This is a genomic window from Chryseobacterium sp. GQ58 (genome assembly GCF_059758895.1).
On the sequence record NZ_JCAXEH010000003.1, the window covers coordinates 419139 to 437212 of the forward strand.

The 18074-nt window shown below is 33.8% G+C and carries 16 protein-coding genes; 4 read left to right on the forward strand and 12 right to left on the reverse strand.

The features are described from left to right. Positions 1-193 precede the first annotated feature (193 nt). From rny to AC6CHK_RS09930, 6 genes are all read right to left on the reverse strand, one after another. Positions 194-1765 carry a ribonuclease Y gene (gene rny, locus AC6CHK_RS09905; RefSeq protein WP_498095632.1) on the reverse strand — a complete coding sequence of 524 codons (1572 nt, stop codon included), beginning with the start codon at positions 1763-1765 and terminating at the stop codon, positions 194-196. 219 nt (positions 1766-1984) lie between these two features. Beyond that, a complete protein-coding gene (locus AC6CHK_RS09910) occupies positions 1985-2272 on the reverse strand; it encodes a cell division protein ZapA (RefSeq protein ID WP_498095634.1) in 288 nt (95 codons plus the stop codon). Further along, positions 2272-2574 (reverse strand): hypothetical protein, encoded by a 303-nt coding sequence (locus tag AC6CHK_RS09915; RefSeq protein WP_498095636.1) that lies wholly within the window; start codon positions 2572-2574, stop codon positions 2272-2274. Before AC6CHK_RS09915 ends, AC6CHK_RS09910 begins: the two co-directional genes overlap by 1 nt. Positions 2575-2711: 137 nt before the next feature. Next, positions 2712-3494, reverse strand: coding sequence for a type IX secretion/gliding motility protein PorT/SprT (gene porT / locus AC6CHK_RS09920; protein ID WP_498095638.1), 783 nt, complete (start codon positions 3492-3494; stop codon positions 2712-2714). A gap of 3 nt (positions 3495-3497) precedes the next feature. Then, complete coding sequence (gene ubiE / locus AC6CHK_RS09925) at positions 3498-4229, reverse strand: bifunctional demethylmenaquinone methyltransferase/2-methoxy-6-polyprenyl-1,4-benzoquinol methylase UbiE (protein WP_498095640.1); 732 nt, start codon at positions 4227-4229, stop codon at positions 3498-3500. After that, a complete protein-coding gene (locus AC6CHK_RS09930; RefSeq protein WP_498095641.1) occupies positions 4226-4795 on the reverse strand; it encodes a hypothetical protein in 570 nt (189 codons plus the stop codon). Before AC6CHK_RS09930 ends, ubiE begins: the two co-directional genes overlap by 4 nt. 100 nt (positions 4796-4895) lie before the next feature. Here AC6CHK_RS09930 and AC6CHK_RS09935 point away from each other — a divergent pair, with 100 nt between their 5' ends. After that, on the forward strand, positions 4896-5963 hold the full coding sequence (locus AC6CHK_RS09935; protein ID WP_498095642.1) for a 3-oxoacyl-ACP synthase III family protein: 1068 nt from the start codon (positions 4896-4898) through the stop codon (positions 5961-5963). A 64-nt stretch (positions 5964-6027) separates the two neighbouring features. Beyond that, entirely contained in the window at positions 6028-7230 is a 1203-nt protein-coding gene (locus AC6CHK_RS09940) for a metallophosphoesterase (RefSeq protein WP_498095644.1), read from the forward strand. 60 nt (positions 7231-7290) lie between these two features. Here AC6CHK_RS09940 and AC6CHK_RS09945 read toward each other — a convergent pair whose 3' ends face one another. Both AC6CHK_RS09945 and AC6CHK_RS09950 read right to left on the reverse strand, forming a co-directional pair. Beyond that, on the reverse strand, positions 7291-8043 hold the full coding sequence (locus AC6CHK_RS09945) for a polysaccharide deacetylase family protein (RefSeq protein WP_498095646.1): 753 nt from the start codon (positions 8041-8043) through the stop codon (positions 7291-7293). Between the two features lie 84 nt (positions 8044-8127). Continuing rightward, the gene (locus AC6CHK_RS09950) at positions 8128-9093 is read right to left on the reverse strand and encodes an NAD-dependent epimerase/dehydratase family protein (protein ID WP_498095648.1); all 966 of its coding nucleotides are present in this window, start codon (positions 9091-9093) and stop codon (positions 8128-8130) included. Between the two features lie 90 nt (positions 9094-9183). On the opposite strand from AC6CHK_RS09950, the gene ggt reads away from it, so the two are divergent. Next, positions 9184-10869 (forward strand): gamma-glutamyltransferase, encoded by a 1686-nt coding sequence (ggt, locus tag AC6CHK_RS09955; protein WP_498095650.1) that lies wholly within the window; start codon positions 9184-9186, stop codon positions 10867-10869. A 271-nt stretch (positions 10870-11140) separates the two neighbouring features. Next, positions 11141-12421: a dicarboxylate/amino acid:cation symporter gene (locus AC6CHK_RS09960; RefSeq protein ID WP_498095652.1), complete on the forward strand. Its 1281-nt coding sequence runs from the start codon at positions 11141-11143 to the stop codon at positions 12419-12421. 7 nt (positions 12422-12428) lie between these two features. Here AC6CHK_RS09960 and AC6CHK_RS09965 read toward each other — a convergent pair whose 3' ends face one another. From AC6CHK_RS09965 to AC6CHK_RS09980, 4 genes are all read right to left on the reverse strand, one after another. Then, positions 12429-13319, reverse strand: a complete 891-nt coding sequence (locus AC6CHK_RS09965) for a diacylglycerol/lipid kinase family protein (RefSeq protein ID WP_498095654.1) — start codon at positions 13317-13319, stop codon at positions 12429-12431. 5 nt (positions 13320-13324) lie between these two features. Continuing rightward, complete coding sequence (locus AC6CHK_RS09970; protein ID WP_498095656.1) at positions 13325-14146, reverse strand: RsiV family protein; 822 nt, start codon at positions 14144-14146, stop codon at positions 13325-13327. Between the two features lie 84 nt (positions 14147-14230). Then, positions 14231-16132 (reverse strand): DUF3858 domain-containing protein, encoded by a 1902-nt coding sequence (locus AC6CHK_RS09975; RefSeq protein ID WP_498095658.1) that lies wholly within the window; start codon positions 16130-16132, stop codon positions 14231-14233. 4 nt (positions 16133-16136) lie between these two features. Further along, entirely contained in the window at positions 16137-18074 is a 1938-nt protein-coding gene (locus tag AC6CHK_RS09980; RefSeq protein WP_498095660.1) for a DUF3858 domain-containing protein, read from the reverse strand.

The following is an 18074-nucleotide window of genomic DNA, read 5'->3' on the forward strand; positions in this document are numbered from 1 at the left end:
TTTAAAGAATTATTTATAAATATAACGCAAATCAACAACAAATATTATTAAATTTTCATACATAATTTGATTTATTCTAAAATAGTTCATAATACAATTATGCTGGAAGGTTTCAGATTTTTATTAAATTTACCTTTCACAAAAAAACCTTCCAATAAATTGAAAGGTTTACTATTTATTTTTTAAGCTTTATTTATCTTGCGATATTTACAGCTCTTGTTTCTCTGATTACTGTAACTCTTACTTGTCCAGGATAAGTCAGTTCATTCTGAATTTTCTCTGAGATGTCGTAAGAAAGCTGAGAAGCGATTTCGTCATTTACTTTTCCGCTTTCTACCATTACCCTCAATTCTCTACCAGCCTGAATTGCATAAGCACTTGAAACACCTTCAAAACTTAATGCTGCAGCTTCAAGATCTTTTAATCTCTGGATATATGATTCCAAAACCTGACGTCTTGCTCCCGGTCTTGCTCCTGAAATTGCATCGGCAACCTGAATAATCGGAGATAGTAATGATGTCATTTCCACCTCGTCGTGGTGAGCACCGATCGCATTGATTACTTCTGGATTTTCTCCAAATTTTTCAGCCCATTGCATTCCCAATAAAGCGTGCGGAAGTTCAGATTCCTGTTCAGGAACTTTACCTATATCGTGTAAAAGTCCTGCCCTTTTCGCTAACTTTACGTTTAATCCTAATTCCGCAGCCATCGTCGCAGCGATATTTGCTACTTCTCTTGAGTGCTGAAGAAGGTTTTGTCCGTAAGACGAACGGTACTTCATTCTACCGACAATTTTCACCAATTCCGGATGTAAACCGTGGATTCCAAGATCGATGATGGTTCTTTTACCAACTTCAATGATCTCTTCTTCGATCATTTTTTTTGTTTTCTCAACAACTTCTTCGATTCTTGCCGGGTGAATTCTACCGTCTGTTACCAATCTGTGAAGTGATAATCTTGCAATTTCTCTTCTTACCGGATCGAAACATGAAAGAAGAATAGCTTCCGGAGTATCATCAACGATGATTTCTACACCTGTCATCGCTTCCAATGCACGGATATTTCTACCTTCTCTACCGATAATTCTACCTTTTACTTCGTCAGATTCAATATTGAAAACGGAAACTGAATTTTCAATCGCCTGTTCCGTTCCAATTCTCTGAATGGTTTGTACAACGATTTTTCTCGCTTCACTTTTGGCATTCAGTTGAGCCTCTTCCATAATGCTCTGAACGTGCGCCTGAGCTCTTGTTTTGGCTTCTGCTTTCATGGTTTCCACCAATTCTGCTTTAGCTTCTTCAGCGGTGTAATTTGAGATTTTCTCCAGCATTTCAACTTTTCTTGCTGTTGCTGTATCCAAATCACTTTGTTTTTTCTCTAAGATTTCGTTTTTCTTAGCATAATCGGCAATTTGTTTGTCAAGATCTTTTTCTAATTTTCCTGCTTTGCTAAGTTCGTCATTCAGTTTATTTTCTTTGTCTTTTACTCTTTTCTCGGCTTCCTGCATTTTCTTTTCACGAACCTGAATGTCTGCATCATGCTGAGATTTGAGCTCCAAAAACTTTTCTTTAGCCTGAAGATTTTTCTCTTTCTTTATTGATTCAGCCTGTACGTTGGCTTTTTCTATAAGGTTTTCTGCATTTTTTTTGGCATCGTCTATAATAAATTTGGCTTTGGTATTCAACGAGCTTTTAGAAAAAACCATTCCTAAAACAGCACCTAATACCAAGCAAATCACGCCTATAATAATAGCGGTTGTTGTCATATATATATTGAGTTTTAATTGTCTAAATTTAAAATAAAAAAACCTACAATAATTCAGTGATTTAGAGTAAACTCCTGATCTCCACGATTTGATCTGATTCCTTCTCTCTGTAATCTGCGTAATGCAGCACGCCATTGAAAAGACTTTCGAACATTAATTGTTTAGTGTTGAGTTTACCTTAATGTGTTAGAATTACTGTAGGCAGTTTTTCCGGGAAATTTACTTCCCAAATTCATTCAACGTCTGATTTATGTTTACTAATCTTTCGTTGGTAGAATTTATATTTTTTTCGTAGTTCAGATTTACAACTTCTGCATTGGTTCCTAATTTAAGGGCGCACATTGCCAAAGCATCTTGTTTATCTCTCACATCGAAATTTTGTTCAAAATCTTTAATCATATTTTCAATCTGCTTCCCCACTTTGCGCAGAGTTTCTTCCTCTGCTGCGGGTACATTCAGCGGATATACTCTTCCTGCAATATTGATGGTTATTCTCCTTACCTCCATTATAATCCAGTGTTTTGAAGCTGCGCAATACAAAAGTCTACTTCTTTTACCAATCTGTTGATATGGTTTTTCATGAGTCTGTTGTGCTCAGGATTCCCTGATATTGCTGAATACAATTTTATATTTTTCTTTTCTTCTGCTAATACCTGATTTTTTTTTCTTTCTTCATCATATTTCATCTTCAGCTCTTCATGCTCTTTATTTAATTCTAAAAATTTTTCAGAAAGACTTTGATAGCTTTTATGAAGATTCAAAATCTTTTTTTCCAGCTCTGAAAAATTGTTTTCTAAGTCTTGAAGCATTTCAGGTTTAATAATATTCTAACTATTAGCAAAAATATGAAAATATTAAGACTAACAAAAATAAAACCTTCTATATTTTGCTAAAACAAAAAAAGGAGATGCCATGCACCTCCTTTAAATATTAATTTATTGTTATATTATTCAAATTTCAAAACAAACATGATTGCTCTTGTCTGTAAGGTGGAAACCGCAGCCGTCCAATAAGGCGGCGTGGTAGCATTATCGGCTACAATTTCGTTGTTCATAAAGAATGTTCCTCTGATCGCGGGTGTCAATTTAAATTTATTAAAATAAAACTGAACTCCCATCTCTGCAGACCATGCAAAATTGTGCGTTGTAGATCTGAAAACCTGCTGCAAGTTATCATCTTCCGAGTCGGAATTTGACTGTAAATTAACAATATAATTTACCCCAGCCGCCACATAAGGTCTTGAATTGTACCATCTTTCGCCATGCAGTTCCAATAACACAGGAATGTCAACCAAAGTAGATTTTATTTCTCTTACTTTGTCATTCTCCGTCAATGCGATCGGGATAAAAGGCGGATTGGTTAAGCTTCCATCTTTGTAAAAATCATTGGATTGGGTATTGAACGTCAATTGTCTTTGAGCAAACTGTAAACCTGGCTCTACTCTCACATCCAGATAATCATTCAACCTGAATTTTGCAATAAGACCGGCACCGAAACTAATACTTTCTTTGGCAGTAACAAGGTTCTTATTCCCGTTCATTCCATAGGTAGCATTAAGTACGGTATGATAGTCTAGCATATTTCCGTTCAAATAAAATCCCCAACTGAATTTCTGCTGGTCAAAATCTTCCAGCTTATCCATCCTGTTACGGGTTCTAAATTGAGCATCTGCAAAAATTGCAATATTCACTGAGGCTAAAACCAGAGCTTTTAATAGAAATTTATTCATAGGTTATTTTGTTGCTTTATAAATTGTGGCTATACCTAAACTTAATTTTTTATATTCTACTTTTTTAAATCCTGTATCTAAAAGTATTTGTCTCATTTTTTCTCCAAACGGAAAAGCATTTACAGAATCCGGAAGATAGGTGTACGCCCTGTCATCTTTAGAAATCAATCTTCCGATTGCCGGTAATATATTTTTGAAATAAAACATATAAAACGGTCCTAAAAAACCTTCTACTTTTGAAAACTCAAGAATATAAACGCTCTTGTTTTCTTTTACTACTCTTCTCAGCTCTGCCAAACCTTTGGTAAGGTTTTCAAAATTCCTCACTCCAAATGCAACGGAAACAGCATCAAATCTATTGTCCTCGAAAGGTAAATTTTCTGCATCTCCTTTCTGCATGGAAATTTTGCCGTCTAAATTAAGTTTTTTTATTTTAATAACGCCAACATTTAACATTTGTTGCGATAAATCTAAACCAACTACTTTTGCACCGGTTCCTTTTTCTACTGCAATCGCGAGATCTCCCGTTCCTGTAGCCACATCCAGCACTTCCTGCGGCGCATCTTCCTTCATCATTTTTACGAGCTTATTTCTCCACAAAACATCTATTTTCATAGATAAAGCATGGTTTAGCAAATCGTATTTTGGAGCTATATTGTCGAACATGTCCTCTACCTGGCTTTTTTTCGTAGCCTCAGAATTGTAAGGAGTTATTTTGTTGATATCGTTTGTCAAAACTTGTAATATTCTTTATAATAGTTAAGATAATCTTGCTTTCTGAAAATCTTTGTACGGGATTCTACTTTATCAATATTCTTAATCAATTTATCATAATCTTCATCTACATTATAATAAAAATCTTCTGTATAAAGCTTATTGAAGTGTTTAGCACCGCCAAAATAAGGTTTTCCGTCTATAATAGTTTTATCCAACGCCAAAAGTAATGAATCTTTTTTAAGATTGTACCCATAAAATTGACGATTGATATAATAATCTTCGTGTGCGATGTTCAAAAGCCCTCTTACTTTATTTACTTCAAAAGCAGAATCATAGAGCATTTTCTTGTTTTGGTCAAAAACTTTTATCGAATTTTTTCCCTGTTTAAGGTCTACTTTGACGTATTGCCCCGCAGAGATAATCCCTTCATCATCATTGTTGATCTTATAATAATACGTATTCGGAGTCGGATTATCTACCAAGTAATAATTTTTCTTGGCCAAAAGAAAGAAGTAAACCCCAAAGGCAAGAATAAAAACCGCAACAGCAATAAGTAAGCCCTTTAAAGATGGATTGTTTTTCATAGATTTTTAACAACAAGTTTTGCAAATTTAATAATATTTTTAATTCTTTCTTATTAATATTAATTATTAACTTTGCCTCTTTAAAAAATTATTTAAACGAATGCCGAATACGATCATTATTGGCTCAGGATCTTACATCCCAAACAGACTTATTGGTAGAGATTATTTTATAAATTCTGAATTCTACACAGATGAAGGTGACAAGATAGACAAGCCGACAGAAGAAATCATTTCAAAATTTGTAGAAATTACAGAAATTGAAAACAGGAGATATATTGAGGAAGACAATTCAAACTCAAAGATCGGATATGAAGCCGCTAAAATAGCTTTGGAAGACGCAAAAGTAGATGGCGAAGAATTGGATTATATAATATATGCAAGCAATTTTGGTGAAGTAAGCACGGCAGGCCTTGTGAATTTCATGCCCAATATGGCGGCAAGAGTAAAGAATCATTTAGGCATAAAAAACAGGAAATGTATCACTTACGATATGATTTTCGGATGTCCGGGTTGGGTTGAAGCCATGATTTTGGCAGATAATTTAATAAAAGCCAAAGTTGCCAAGACTATTCTTGTAGTCGGAAGCGAAACCCTGAGCCGCGTTACAGATCCTTACGACAGAAATAAAATGATCTTTGCAGACGGAGCTGGCGCAGTTGTAGTTGAGGCTACTGACGAAGAAAATGTCGGCATCATTGCTCACAATACGATTTGTGACAATGGTCCGGAGTTGGAATATTTAGTAAGCGCAACCTCGCTAAATAAAGAAGCTGATCAAAAGATTTTTTATATCAGAATGTTGGGAAGAAAGATTTACGAATATGCCCTGAAAAACGTTCCTGTAGCCATTAAAGAAACTATTGACGGCGCAGGTCTTTCTATTGCAGATGTAGACAAAATATTGATTCACCAGGCAAATGCCAAGATGGATTATGCAATGATCGACAGGCTTCACAAGTTGTATGACATCAAAGAATATGATCATTCGATCGCTCCGATGACGATTCAGCAATTTGGAAATTCTTCAGTTGCTACCATTCCTACCATGTTTGATTTAATAATTAAAGGAAAAATGGATGGTCATTCGTTTAAAGATAAAGGTAATGTTGTAATGGCTTCGGTTGGCGCCGGAATGAACATCAATGCTATCGTTTATAAATTTCCTTAAGACTAAATAATTTAAAATATAAAAGCACAAGGGATTTTCTTTTGTGCTTTTTTTAAACTTGGCTATGCAAAGAAACTTTTTGATTATTACTGCAATCTTCTTGTTTTTGGAGATCTACATTTATCAGGCAATAAGAACCTTAACCGACAATTTCTGGATAAGGCTCGCTTATTGGGTTTTATCATTATCTGTATACGGATTGTTCGTCTACGAATTATCACATTTCCAGCGAACGGACAGAGACGGAAGGCCGCAGTTGCTTATCAGTCTTTTTCTAATCTTTATTTTGCCTAAAATATTTATTGTTTTATTCTTGTTGATTGACGATATTTTCAGAACAGGAGCTTATTTTGCAGGACTTTTTTCGTCTGAAGAAAACTTTTTCCCGGAGCGAAGAAAATTTTTAAGCTTAATCGGATTAGGTTTGGGCGGAGTGCTTTCGGCATTATTTATCGACGGAATTACTTTCGGAAGATACCGCCACAAAGTGCGAAAAGTAAAAGTAAAAATAGCTAATCTTCCAAAAAGCTTCAAAGGATACAAAATCATTCAGATATCCGACGTTCACAGCGGAAGTTTTTCAGATCCTGATAAATTGGCGCATGCAATTGATCTTATAAACGAACAAGATCCTGATTTGGTACTTTTTACCGGAGATATGGTGAATAATGTTTCGGACGAATTTAAGCCGTTTATTCCTCTTTTTTCTAAAATTAAAGCTAAAGACGGTAAGTTTGCCGTATTGGGAAACCACGATTACGGCGATTACGTCACATGGCCTTCTATCAATGCTAAAAAACAAAATCTTGATACACTTATTGCTTATGAAAAACAAGCAGGCTTCGAAATGTTGAGAAATGAAAATCACGCTATCGAAAAAAACGGCGAAAAACTATACATTTTGGGCGTTGAAAATTGGGGGCTAAAACCATTTCCGCAATTTGGTGATTTAGAAAAAGCTTTAAAAAACATCCCTCAAACTGCCGCAAAAATATTAATGAGCCACGATCCTACACATTTTGATTATGTGGTAAAAAAACATCCCGCAAACATAGCCCTTACGCTTTCAGGACATACGCACGGAATGCAGTTTGGTTTGGATCTGAAAAATATAAAATGGTCTCCTGTACAATATCGTTATCCAAAATGGGCAGATCTGTACGAAAGCGAAGGCAAATTACTGTATGTCAACAGAGGTTTTGGGGTTTTAGGTTATCCGGGTAGAGTTGGTGTTTTGCCTGAAATTACACTTTTGGAATTAAGTTAGTTTAAGGTTTTACGTTCGAGGTTTTGTTAGTCTCAAAACACCTAAATTTTGAATGTTAACTTAAAATATATAATCTTTCATCCTCGAAGTTGCCAGTTCTTTTTCATTAATCCAAGAAAGAAAAGCCTCCAGTTTATCCTCCATTTTTTTGCCGGAATTATAGCTTCGGTAAAACGGAACTTTAAACTTGTATTTTTTAACATCGGTAAATTGCCAGGATTCTAAATAAACAAGCACAAATTCATCGCTTTTTAAGGTTTCAAAAACCATATTCTGATAATATTTCATAGGCAAAACCTGAAACACAAAATCATTATACGGAAGCTGGCTGTAAGGTGAAATACTTTCCGGAACGATGCTGATTCCATTTTCTTCTGAAATGTCAGAATCTCTTTTCAGACGTTTAAAAGGAAACAAAATATCAGCATTGTCAATATTTGAAATAAAGTTGAAACCCATCAATTTCAGATCGGCATCAGCAATTTTGAATTCTTTTTGTCGAATGCCGCGTATTTGTTTTTTGAGAAAATTTTCAGAAAACTTTTTTGTTTCTTCAATTTGAAAGGCTGAAGAATTTTTATTGTAAAAAGCAATTTCGTGCCCTTGAGCAGAAATTGCTTTTATTAGATTTTGCAGTTTTTCTACAATCGAAATTTCAATAAAAAAACTTGCTTTTATTTCATGAATATCTAAAATTCTCAAAATTGATTTCACATTCGATTCTGTAATTTTTAACCTTTCATCATCATTGATTTGAACACCGTTTTTGGCGTCCGCTTCAATATTTATAATGTTAAAGGTTAATAAAATCATTTAAACTAAATTTTATATAAAACATATAAGTAATTAAAAATCAAATATTAAAACGCAATTTAATTAAAGTTAAACTTTAGATAATTAATTTTTATTCAATTTTACTTTTAAATTCTTGATCATGTCTTTTGACATTTCAGAAATTCCGAAATCATAAGTCAAACCCCAGTCTTTTTTTGCCACAGAATCGTCAATTGATGAAGGCCAGGAATCTGCAATTGCCTGTCTGAAATCAGGTTGATAATCAATCTCAAATTCAGGAATTTCTTTCTTAATTTCCTGCGCCAATTCTTTTGGAGTGAAAGACATTCCACCTAAATTATATGATGAATGAACCGTTAAATTTTCTTTCGGAGCCTCCATTAATTTCAAAGTTGCATTGATGGCATCGTCCATGTACAACATTGGCATTGCCGTATCTTCAGAAATAAAGCTTGTATATTTCCCCTCTTCCACCGCTTCGTAAAAAATCTCAACGGCGTAATCTGTAGTTCCTCCACCTGCCGGAGTTTTCCATGAAATCAATCCCGGATACCTGATGCTTCTTACATCAACTCCATATTTATCAAAATAATATTCGCACCATTTTTCACCTGCCATTTTAGAAATACCATACACTGTTGTAGGGTTTAAAACGACATCCTGACCTACATTTTCTTTTGGAATTCCTTTCCCGAAAACGGCAATTGAGCTTGGCCAGAAAATCTTTTTAAGAAGACCTTCTTTAGCCATTTCGCAAAACTGAAGTAAAGGTTCAAGATTTAGTTTCCATGCAAAAATCGGCTGCTTTTCTGAAGTTCCCGATAAAAGAGATGCCAAATGATAAACCGTTGTGATTTCGTAATCTTTGATGACCTGCTTTACCAGTTGAGTATTGGTAACATCCATTCTTTCGTAATAGCCTGCAGAAGTAATTCCCTTTTGCCATCTGTCCAGGCCCGAAGCGACCACATTATCAGCACCGTGAATTTCTACAAGTCTGTTGGTAAGCTCGGTCCCGATTTGACCTAAAGCTCCGGTAATCAATATTTTTTCCGTGAAGGACTCCATATTTATTTATTATTAGTTGATTCGAAGCAAAAGTAAATATTTTGCATACTATAAGAAAACAAAATTGTAAATTAGGTTATAATTTTTATCATGAAAAAGATTTTACTGATACTGTTTATTATTTCAAATACACTTTCAGCGCAATACACCAACATTAATATTGTAAAAGAAGTAAAGGTAAAAAATAAAGGTGTTGTCGTCTCTGCACATCCGTTGGCAAGCGAAGCCGGCGCAAAAGTAATGAGAATGGGCGGAAATGCTTATGACGCCATTGTTGCAACGCAATATGCTTTGGCTGTTGTTTATCCTCAAGCAGGAAATATCGGAGGAGGCGGATTTCTTGTCGGTGTAAAGAATAATGGAGAAAAATTCGCATTAGATTACAGAGAAACAGCTCCTAAAAGCGCTTCAAGAGATATGTATCTCGATAAAAAAGGAAATGCCAATACAGATTTATCCCAAAACGGAAGATTGGCGGTTGGTATTCCCGGAAGTGTGGCCGGATTTTTTGCGACTTTAAAATACTGCAACCTTCCGATGGAAAAACTGATTCAGCCTGCAATTGATTTAGCTGAAAAAGGATTTGCAATTACTCAACAGGAAGCTAATTTATTGAATTCAAGCAAAGAATATTTTCAGAAATACAACACAACTCCCAATTCTTTCGTAAAAAACGACAACTGGAAAATCGGTGATATTTTAATACAGAAAGAATTGGCAGAAACTTTAAAATTAATTCAGAAATCAGGCTTAAAAGGCTTTTATGAAAGAAAAACTGCCGAACTTATTGTTTCGGAAATGAAAAAAGGAAACGGCATCATTACTTTTGAAGATCTTAAAAATTACAAAGTTGTTGAAAGAAAAGCATTGGAATTTGATTATAAAGGAAATAAGATTGTTTCGATGCCTTTACCTTCCAGCGGCGGGATTCTTTTAGCTCAAATGCTGAAAATGTCGGGTTTTGAAAATTTAGAGCAATATCAGCAAAATTCAACGCAGGGGGTTCAGATTATGGTAGAAGCAGAAAGAAGAGCTTTCGCCGACAGAGCCGAATATATGGGCGATCCCGACTTTATTGAAGATAAAACCAATGATTTGATTTCAGAAGAATATCTGAGAAAAAGATGGAAAAGCTTTAGTTTCAATAAAGCCACACCAAGTTCTGAAGTCGGAAAAATCATTAATCAAGCTAAAGAATCTACAGAAACCACGCATATTTCCATCATTGATAAAGACGGAAATGCAGCAGCAGTAACAACAACTCTCAACGGATTGTACGGCAGTAAAGTGATCGTTTCGGGAGCCGGATTTTTCCTAAATAACGAAATGGATGATTTTTCCGTGAAGCCCGGTGTTCCGAATATGTTTGGCGCGGTGGGCGGTGAAGCCAATTCGATTCAGCCGAATAAAAGAATGCTTTCGTCAATGACTCCGACCATTGTTTTAAAAAACGGAAAACCTTACATTATCGTGGGAACTCCGGGTGGAACAACCATTCCAACATCTGTTTATCAGTCAATTGTGAATGTGATTGATTTTAAATTAAATGCAAATATTGCTGTCAATTCTCCAAAATTTCACCATCAATGGCTTCCTGAAACAGTTGCTTTTGAAAAAAACTTTACTGAAACAACTATTAAAGATTTAGAAAAATTAGGCTATAAAACAGAGCGATGGAGTCAGCTTGGAAGAACGGAAATGATTTTAATTGATGACAATGGAAATATTCATGCGGTTGCAGATGGCCGCGGAGATGATTCTGTGGCGGTGGAATGATTTTAAATTATTAAACATACTTTTATTATTCAAAGAATCTAAATAATTAAAGGCTTCGACTCCGCTCAGCCTGACATCGCTAAAAAATTGACTAAATAACAGAAAATATCAGCAATATCAAGCTTGAGTTTGCTAAAACATCTTAGAATAAAAAAATAATTAATCTTTAGTTTCGGCGGGCTTTCAGCCCGCCGAAACTTTTTATGACTTTTGTCATATTTAAAATAAATTTTCATAATTTTCCGGTCTCAAAATCTTAAAAAATTCTTCTTTGAAAGCAAAAAAATTTTATCAACAGCTTTACTTTCAAGTAATTGTTGCCATTATTGCAGGTATTCTTTTAGGTAAATTCTATCCTGAACTTGGCGAAAAAATGAAACCTCTAGGTGACGGATTTATCAAGTTGGTCAAAATGATCATCGCACCTGTGATTTTCATTACGCTTACTTTGGGAATTGCGCACATGACAGATCTCAAAAAAGTAGGACGTATTGCTGTAAAAGCAATGATATATTTCTTTACTTTCTCAACTTTGGCCTTAATCATCGGATTGATTGTTGGAAATTTATTACAGCCGGGATCGGGCCTGAATATTGATCCTGCAAGTCTTTCGGGTGATGTTTCGCAATATCAGCAGAAAGCTCATGACACGACGCTTACAGGCTTTATCATGAATATTATTCCCGAAACATTATTCAGTCCGTTGGTTGGTGACAATATTCTTCAGGTTCTTCTCGTCGCTATTTTAATGGGAATTGCTTTAGTTTTAACAAAAGAAAAAAGCCAGCGAATTACAGATTTTTTACAGGATTTAGCTACTCCAATTTTCAAAATTGTACACATGCTGATGAAGCTGGCCCCGATTGGTGCATTCGGTGCAATGGCTTTTACAATAGGAAAATACGGCTTAGCTTCTGTTCTGAATTTAATTTTTCTGGTAGGCACATTTTATATTACATCTATTTTATTTGTTGTTTTGATTTTGGGAGCTGTTGCCTGGTATAATGGTTTTAACATTTTTAAATTAATGTATTACCTGAAAGAAGAACTTCTTTTAGTTTTAGGTACAAGTTCATCAGAATCGGCACTTCCGGGATTAATGGATAAACTCGAAAAAGCCGGCTGCTCAAAAGCAATTGTAGGTTTGGTGGTGCCGACAGGATATTCTTTTAATCTCGACGGAACCAACATTTACATGACTTTGGCCTCCCTTTTTATTGCGCAGGCTTTAAATATCGATCTTTCTTTAGAAAAACAATTGATGCTTCTTCTGGTGGCAATGTTGAGTTCAAAAGGTGCGGCTGGAGTTACCGGAGCAGGATTCGTGACATTGGCGGCGACTTTGGCTGTCGTACCCGAAATTCCGATCGCGGGAATGACTTTAATTTTAGGAATAGATAAATTTATGAGTGAATGCAGAGCTTTAACAAATGTTATAGGAAATTCTGTAGCAACGGTTGTTGTGGCGAACTGGGAAAAGCAATTAGATAAAAATCAATTACAATATTCTTTGGATAATCCGAATAAAATTGAGGAAAAACTTGAAGTTTGATTTAGGCTTAAATTAAAATATTCAGGCTCGAAGGCTGTACTTTGATGTGAATCGGTGATTTTATTTTGTTGAATTCGCCATCCAAATGCCAATTTTTTGTATTGACCTTAAATTCGATTTCCGAAACAGGAAGATACGTGATATAATCGTCTTCTTTCAGCTTTTTTGTAAACATTCTGAATGCGAAAAGCGGAGAATAAGTAATCGGAAATTTCTTTACCAAAACCATGTCGACCAAGCCATCACTTTTGCTCGCCATCGGAGCAATGTAAGCATTGTTGCCAAATTGCCTCGTATTGGCAATATTCACCATCAAATATTTTCCGTTATATTTTTGGTAGTTTTCATCAAAAAATTTAAGCTTGATTGGCTTGTAACTGAAAAATGTCTTTAAGGAAACTTTGATATAGTTTTTGAATCCTCGGCTTGTTTTTTCAAATTCTTTAACCACTTTTCCATCAAATCCAGTTCCTGAAACGTTGATCGAAAGCCTGCCATTTACGGTAAAAGTATCAATTTTTCTGGATTTTCCAAGCTTTAATTTATCTAATAATTCGCTGAGATTTTTACTAAATTGCGTCTCATTCGAAAAGCCATTTCCAGATCCGGCCGGGAAAATTGCTAAAATTTTATCCGTATTGATGATATTTTTTGCTACGGTAGAAATGGTACCATCGCCGCCTATTGCAACAAAAACGTCAATTTGGTGGAAATATTTCTGGATAAATTCGTCGGTTCCAAAAATTGATTCTGAAATGTAATACAAAGGGTTTTCAACCTTCGATTTAAGCTCTTCCAAAAAAGGCTGATAATTTTTTTTGGCTGAGAAAGGATTAATGATGAAAGCGACTTTTTCCATTGCCACAAAAATAAAAAATGCTTCCTGATTTGGAAGCATTAATATTACTTAATTTTGATTCTTTCTTTAAATTGCGGATTAATTGTTCCTTTCAGCTCTTCCCAAGAAACCGGAATGATGATATCTCCCGCCGCAAAAGCTGCAATCTCGTAAGGACTGTAATGGAAATACAGGTTTTTTTCATCAAAATAAAAGTTGTCATTTGCCGGAATCACATCTACTAAAAGCATATCTGAATTTTTCACCTGGCCCTGCGAATCTGTAGTTCCGCTTGGCATTTTGTCGATATTTTTCTTTAACAAATTTTCAAGATCTGCTTTTAGAATTGTGGTAATATCTTTTAACTCTAATTTTTTATTGTTTTTAAGGTCAAAAACTCTTTCGTTAAAACCATAATTACTATGCGCGCCACCTTCATAAGAACTGAATAAATATTGAACATGCAAAAAATCATTGTTATTAGATTTAAGGCTCATTTTAGAAGCCGAATCCCACGTTTGCTCTCTTTGTAGATCTGCCGCCCAGCCTTTGGTGTCGTTTTTTATTGAAGAAAAATATTCGTTTTTATCTTTTTCCAAGTATTCCTGCAGGCCTTTTTTAGAAAAATCTGTAATTCCTTTATGATGAAAATAAATACTGTCGAGCAAAGCTTTATCTTTAATGTCGGGCAATACAAGCATTTTAGATGCATATTTTACCGAAAGGAAATTGTTGAGTTTAACGGAATCATTTACCTGTACAGAATCTATGCTGAATTTTGGAGGGATATTGCTTTCAACATTGGTTTGTTTCGCCGAATCAGTTTTTTTACATGCTGAAACAGCAAAAAGAGTCGAAAATGCGAGAATTGCAATTGTGTTCTTCATAATTGTTTATTATTTTGATTTGCAATGCAAAAACCATTCAAAAGATGAATGGTTTTTAATTTCTTTTATTAAAATTATCGAATTTTATTTTTTAACTAAACTTATTACCTGGTTTTCGCTGTCCGAAATCACTTTCCAAATTTTTTTGAATATCGTATAATATTCTTTAGGATACTGATGACTTGCAACGCTCACTTTAGAAATTATAGAAAGCTTATTGTTCACAACATAAGCTTCATAATTATATGATATCTGTTTATCATCTGTGCTAATTTTTTTTGATTTTGGAAGTTCAGAAACCTCATAACCTTCAGGAATAGAGATTTCAACATTTTTTTCTTTTATAAATGCAGAAATAAAATCTATCTCATTTTTCCTTTCGTCAGTTTGGTCAAATTTTTCATTTCCACCATTAAGAAATAATAAAGGATTGAAAATAATCTTATTTCCTACTACATCTATCATCGTATTACTTGAAAAATTCATTTGAGATTCAAAATCCGTGTTATCATGCAATTTAGATTCTACATTTTGTATATCTGAATTAAATTCTGTTTTAAAAGACTGATTGAATTTATCTTTGTTAAGATCATAAGCATCATAAGATTCAATCGCGTATAAACCGCTTTCTTTTTTAGAAAAACTTCCATTAATTTCCGAGTTCTCTGCATCAAGTTTTGCTTTAATTATTAATTCTTTTTTGCTCACGTTGGTGTTTGAAAACAATATATCCGTTGCTTTATCTTCATCTAATAATATTCCGAAATCATTCCAATCTCTTTCAGGAAGCATATTTACCTTAGAATTAAAGGAAGTAGCATCGTAGAAATAGCTTTCATTATTAATTTTAACGGTGGCTATGACAAAATTCAAATTATTTAAATTTGGTGAAATGATATTTAATATTCCATTATCAACTGTAGAAATTAAAAGAGGATTAGCTTCGAGTTTTGCATCTCTAAAAAGTGAAATCAAAAACAAATTAATATCAGCTGCATTACCGGATTTTTCTTTCAATAACTGTCTCAAACTTTGGCTTGTAGTAAATCCTGTTTGTCTATTCCATTTATAATTAGATTTTACAAAATCAAAAATTTTATTTGCTCTTTCGAGAGGATTATAAAATGTCTTTATGTTTTCGGGCAGCACGTCTTTCACCTTACCATTTAGAAAGCCTCCAAAACTTTCATTTTGATTCAGTCCTTTAGCAATTTTACTCCAATTTCCTGCTGCTTCAAAGGCGAAAAATCTCTTTAGTTCTGGTTTTATTCTAAGTCTGTACTTATCAATATTTTTTACATGTTCTTCGTTTTGAATAGATTTCATATTATCAAAACCGAATCTATAAATATTGTATTTCACCCTTAAACGATCTTCTGACGTAGAAACATAATATTGAGGTTTAAGCAGACTTCCTACATTATTAAATAAATATGTAATTGAATCAGGAGCTTCCAGATTGTATTCTTGATATATAACAGGAATAGTATATTGCAAATTGTAAGTCATATTAAAAATCCCCGTATCCAGCTTATAAGAATATTCTATTATTGAGCCATCCGTAATATTTGGAATGGCTAGCTTATAAAATATCAACCCTTTTATAAAATTCTCCTTAAGCTGATCTTTTTTATTAAGAGTTATTTTTTCTACTTTACTATTCAAATAATTATATACATTTACCTCAAAATCAGACAAGCTTTCGCCCATCATTACCGGAATTTCAATATTTAACCATTCTTCAGATCGTTTTTTATCATATATTTTAATTTTAGAATAGTATGTTTTTTCAGCAGAAGCACCTGTAATATTATATCTTACGCTACTATAAAGTATTTCGGCAGGAGCATTTTTTTCAATTAATGAATTCTTTTTTATCAAATCAGCTTCATTAAAACTTGGTGGTGAAAGAAATTTATGGTTTTGAGAAAAGATCAAATTTGAAATTACTGCACATAAAAGTAAAATAGTATTTTTAATTTTCATCTTATTATTTTTTAATTAAGCTTATTACCTGATTTTCACTGTCCGAAATCACTTTCCAGATCTGTTTGAAAGCAGGATAATATTCTTTCGGATAATCTGCACTTTTTATCTCAAATTTAGAAACTGTAATGATCTTATTTTCTTTCTTTTCTACGGTATAGGAATAGCTTATTTCTTTATCTTCAGTTACAATTTTTTTGCTTTTTGGTAAATCAGCAACATCGTATCCTTCAGGAATTTCTATTTCTACAATTTTTGTTTTACTTATTGGCGAAATAAAATCAATCATATATTTTCTCTCCTCTTGCTGATCAAAATCATTTGATGTCTGATGTAAAAATAAAAGTGGATTGATAATTTTTCTTTTTCCAAAATCATCTATCATATTACTCGATGCAAAGTTCATTGTAGATCTAAATTCTCCATTATCCAAAACTCTTGAATTGATATTAGAAAAATCTACTGAAAAGTTTTCCTTATATTGTTTTGCATATTTATCCGGGTTTTCGTCGAAATTTTCTTTTGCGTTTAAAGCTAACAAACCTTCATCCTGATCTTGATATTGTCCTGTTACGGTACCGTCTGGATTTATTTTTGCCTTTGTTGTGTGTGAAGAATGGCTCATTTTAATATTATTGAGAGAAATCAACTCTGCTTTATCATCTTTTAAAAAAAGTCCGTTGCTATTCCAAACTCTGCCCGGAAGAATGCCTTCTTTTGCCTGCTTTGAAGTAGCATCAAAAAGGTATACATTCTTGCCTATTTCTACAGCTGCAATTACATAATTGAAGTTTCCTAAGTTTGGAAATGTAAGGTTTACATATCCGTTTTTCACAGTCGAAATTAAAATCGGATAGGCATTTATCTTTTCACTGCGCAACATATTAATCAACATCAGATTGATATCACCTGTATTTCCGGTTTTAGTTTTTGCTAATTCCTTAATACCATTTTCTGTGTAGAAACCATTGGTTTCATTCCAGGTATATGTTTTTTTCACAAGATCAAAAATAGCATTGGCTTTTGTCATTTCATCTTGTTCTTCCGAAATACTTTTTGGAATCAGATCTTTCACCAATCTGTCTCTTTTATATTGAAGACCAAATTCTTCATGATCCCAAAGTTTTTTTCTGATATCTTCCCAAGTCGATGTATAAGTTTTCAAGCCATTATTAAAAAAAGTAGAATGCAGCTCAGCCCTGATTTTTGTTCTGTAATTGTCGTTATTTTTTACAAATTTTTCCTGTTTAAAAGGCTTAAGATTTTCGTATCCAAATCTGTATGTTTTCGTATCTACACCGTAAAGCATTTCATTAGCAAGTTTCTTGTATTTTGGTGCAAGGCTTCCCGTGTAATCAACATGATAAGACATATTGGTAGGCGAATCTAAAACATATTCCGTATACACCGACGGAATATCCAATTCGATATAGATTAAAGGAATTTCATACATAAATGGCGAAGAAACTTCGTATTGATATTCAATGACAGAGCCATTTTTTATGTTGGGAAAAGCATATTTGTTTACGGTTGTATATTTATTTTCTTTTGATTTAAATTTTGAGCTTTTATCAACTTTCGTTTCACCTATTTTTCCGTCTTCAAGGTTATAAACATACGCTTTCATAGAATTCAGCGTTTCGCGGCTTCCGGAATTATTATCGTATAAAGAAACTTCCAAATTCAACCATTCATCTACTTTGTCTTTATCATAAATCTTAATTCTGTACGCATATTTCTTCACAAGAATGCCCGACGAAATATCAACGCGGTAATGAACCGAGCGGTAAAGAATCTCCGCAGGAGCTTTCTCGTCAATATTTGATTTTGTTTTCTTTAGATCTTCAATGTCGAATTTTGGCATTTTAAGAAAATCCTGTTTTTGTGAATACATTTTTATGCACAGCAAAATCAGGAATACAAAGGAAATTAGTTTTTTCAT

Excerpts from the sequence above, each read along its gene's own strand:
- AC6CHK_RS09915 (WP_498095636.1), bottom strand. The coding sequence starts at position 2,574 with ATGCTTCAAGACTTAGAAAACAATTTTTCAGAGCTGGAAAAAAAGATT.
- AC6CHK_RS09910 (WP_498095634.1), bottom strand. The coding sequence starts at position 2,272 with ATGGAGGTAAGGAGAATAACCATCAATATTGCAGGAAGAGTATATCCG.
- AC6CHK_RS09930 (WP_498095641.1), bottom strand. The coding sequence starts at position 4,795 with ATGAAAAACAATCCATCTTTAAAGGGCTTACTTATTGCTGTTGCGGTT.
- porT (WP_498095638.1), bottom strand. The coding sequence starts at position 3,494 with ATGAATAAATTTCTATTAAAAGCTCTGGTTTTAGCCTCAGTGAATATT.
- AC6CHK_RS09970 (WP_498095656.1), bottom strand. The coding sequence starts at position 14,146 with ATGAAGAACACAATTGCAATTCTCGCATTTTCGACTCTTTTTGCTGTT.
- AC6CHK_RS09935 (WP_498095642.1), top strand. The coding sequence starts at position 4,896 with ATGCCGAATACGATCATTATTGGCTCAGGATCTTACATCCCAAACAGA.
- AC6CHK_RS09945 (WP_498095646.1), bottom strand. The coding sequence starts at position 8,043 with ATGATTTTATTAACCTTTAACATTATAAATATTGAAGCGGACGCCAAA.
- AC6CHK_RS09980 (WP_498095660.1), bottom strand. The coding sequence starts at position 18,074 with ATGAAAAAACTAATTTCCTTTGTATTCCTGATTTTGCTGTGCATAAAA.
- AC6CHK_RS09965 (WP_498095654.1), bottom strand. The coding sequence starts at position 13,319 with ATGCTTCCAAATCAGGAAGCATTTTTTATTTTTGTGGCAATGGAAAAA.
- rny (WP_498095632.1), bottom strand. The coding sequence starts at position 1,765 with ATGACAACAACCGCTATTATTATAGGCGTGATTTGCTTGGTATTAGGT.
- ggt (WP_498095650.1), top strand. The coding sequence starts at position 9,184 with ATGAAAAAGATTTTACTGATACTGTTTATTATTTCAAATACACTTTCA.
- AC6CHK_RS09940 (WP_498095644.1), top strand. The coding sequence starts at position 6,028 with ATGCAAAGAAACTTTTTGATTATTACTGCAATCTTCTTGTTTTTGGAG.
- AC6CHK_RS09975 (WP_498095658.1), bottom strand. The coding sequence starts at position 16,132 with ATGAAAATTAAAAATACTATTTTACTTTTATGTGCAGTAATTTCAAAT.
- AC6CHK_RS09950 (WP_498095648.1), bottom strand. The coding sequence starts at position 9,093 with ATGGAGTCCTTCACGGAAAAAATATTGATTACCGGAGCTTTAGGTCAA.